This is a genomic window from Mycobacterium sp. TH-M82 (genome assembly GCF_057473605.1).
Window position 1 is genome coordinate 1 of record NZ_JBYCKY010000904.1, and the last position, 1,658, is coordinate 1,658.

Sequence of the window (1,658 nt, forward strand, 5' to 3'; positions counted from 1 at the left end):
CACCGCATCCTGGTCGCACAGGTAGTCACCGCCCTTGATGGTGTCGACGGCGTGCCTCTCCCTGTTGTCGTCCTCGACGTTGGCCAGCGCGTCGCAGATGCCGCCCGGGGCGGCGCCGGTGTGGCTGCGGGTGGGGTACCGCGCGGTGAGTACGGCGGTGCGCACCCGCGGCGCCGCCTCCCCCGCGGCGCGCATCCCGGCGCCGCCGGCCCCGACGATCACCACATCGTATTGGTGTTGCTGGATCACTTGGACCACTTGGTCATCACCGCATCATCACTCGTCTGCTATCCGGCGATGTTGGCATCGAAACTGACCAGCACATAGCTGCCCAGCGTCAGCGTGAAGATCATCGAGATCACCAGCAGCGTCATCAGCGAGAACCTGGAGCGGCCCGTGCGGGTGTAGTCGCCGATGATGGTCCGCAGCCCGTTGCCGCCGTGCAGCTCGGCCAGCCACAGCAGCAGCAGGTCGTAGAACTGCCAGAACGGCGAATGCCAGCGTTGCGCCACGAAGTTGAAGTCGATCCGGTAGACCCCGCTGTCCCACATCAGCATGACGAACAGGTGGCCGAGCACCAGGAAGATCAGCACGGCGCCGGAGAACCGCATGAAGATCCAGGCGTACTTCTCGAAGTTGGACGTAACCGAGTGCCGGTGCGGGGCCCGCGGGTTGCCCAGGCTGGCGGGCCGGTCCCGGTCGAGTCCGCGAGTCGGGGCGGCGTCACCGTTGCGCAATAGAGGGCCGAGCTGCAGATCTGGTGAGCTCATCGGAAGTACTCCGTCATGTGCACCCCGGTCACCACGGTCGCCGGGACCATCACCAGCAGCCACAGCACCGCGACGATGAGCAGCATCACCCGCTGGTAACGGCAGCCCTGCCACCAGAAGTCGATCAGGATCACCCGGATGCCGTTGAGGCCGTGATAGAGCACCGCGGCCAGAAGTCCCAATTCCATCAGCGAGACGATCGGGGTCTGGTAGGTGGCGATGACCTCGGTGTAGGCCTGCGGGCTCACCCGCACCAGCGCGGTGTCCAGCACGTGGACGAAGAGGAAGAAGAAGATGGTCGCGCCGGTGATCCGGTGCAGGGCAAACGCCCACATCCCGGGGTCGCCTTTGTACAGACTCTGGCGCCGCGGCCGCCGGGGCCACCTGCCCCGCCGTCGTTCGCGGGGCCATGTGCGCTGCTGAACCGGCGTTGCCTTAGTGGGTAACAGCTTGCGCCGCCAGGTCGGTGATGCGGCTGTGGTCATCAACGCCTCCAACGCCTCCGACGCCTCCGACGTTCCTGCTGTGGAGAACCTCCCGATGGACTCTACCCACCGGCGATGCCACGGGATGGCTATCGCGGCCGACCGGCACGACGGGCGGCGGCGGCGTTAGGGTGACCCCCTGACACTGGTTTGCGGGCGGACGGGGTTTTTCGATGCGCTGCACTCAACTCGGGCACAGTTAGCATGTCAGCCGCTGTCGACTGGAACATGTTGCGGAGCAAGGCAATCGCCTCAGCTGCCGATGCTTACGCACCCTATTCGCGGCTGCGGGTGGGTGCGGCGGCGCTCACCGACGACCAGCGGGTGCTCACCGGCTGCAATGTGGAGAATGTCTCATATGGCCTGAGTCTCTGCGCCGAATGCGGTGTGGTGTCTGCGCTCT

5 protein-coding genes are annotated in these 1,658 nt (G+C 66.0%); 2 read left to right on the forward strand and 3 right to left on the reverse strand.

Annotated features, from left to right (window positions below; all coding sequences use genetic code 11):
- The 3 genes from AC2VON_RS26300 to sdhC form a co-directional block, all read right to left on the reverse strand.
- Positions 1-249 (reverse strand): FAD-binding protein (locus AC2VON_RS26300; protein WP_486955443.1); only part of this gene is annotated, 249 nt, incomplete at its 3' end.
- A 38-nt stretch (positions 250-287) separates the two neighbouring features.
- A complete protein-coding gene (locus AC2VON_RS26305) occupies positions 288-770 on the reverse strand; it encodes a succinate dehydrogenase hydrophobic membrane anchor subunit (RefSeq protein WP_486955441.1) in 483 nt (160 codons plus the stop codon).
- A complete protein-coding gene (sdhC, locus tag AC2VON_RS26310) occupies positions 767-1,126 on the reverse strand; it encodes a succinate dehydrogenase, cytochrome b556 subunit (protein WP_486955444.1) in 360 nt (119 codons plus the stop codon). Before sdhC ends, AC2VON_RS26305 begins: the two co-directional genes overlap by 4 nt.
- Positions 1,127-1,208: 82 nt before the next feature.
- Between sdhC and AC2VON_RS26315 the strand changes: the two genes are divergently transcribed.
- Both AC2VON_RS26315 and AC2VON_RS26320 read left to right on the forward strand, forming a co-directional pair.
- On the forward strand, positions 1,209-1,385 hold the full coding sequence (locus tag AC2VON_RS26315) for a hypothetical protein (RefSeq protein WP_486955445.1): 177 nt from the start codon (positions 1,209-1,211) through the stop codon (positions 1,383-1,385).
- 74 nt (positions 1,386-1,459) lie between these two features.
- On the forward strand, positions 1,460-1,658 hold a 199-nt coding region (locus AC2VON_RS26320), incomplete at its 3' end, for a cytidine deaminase (protein WP_486955442.1).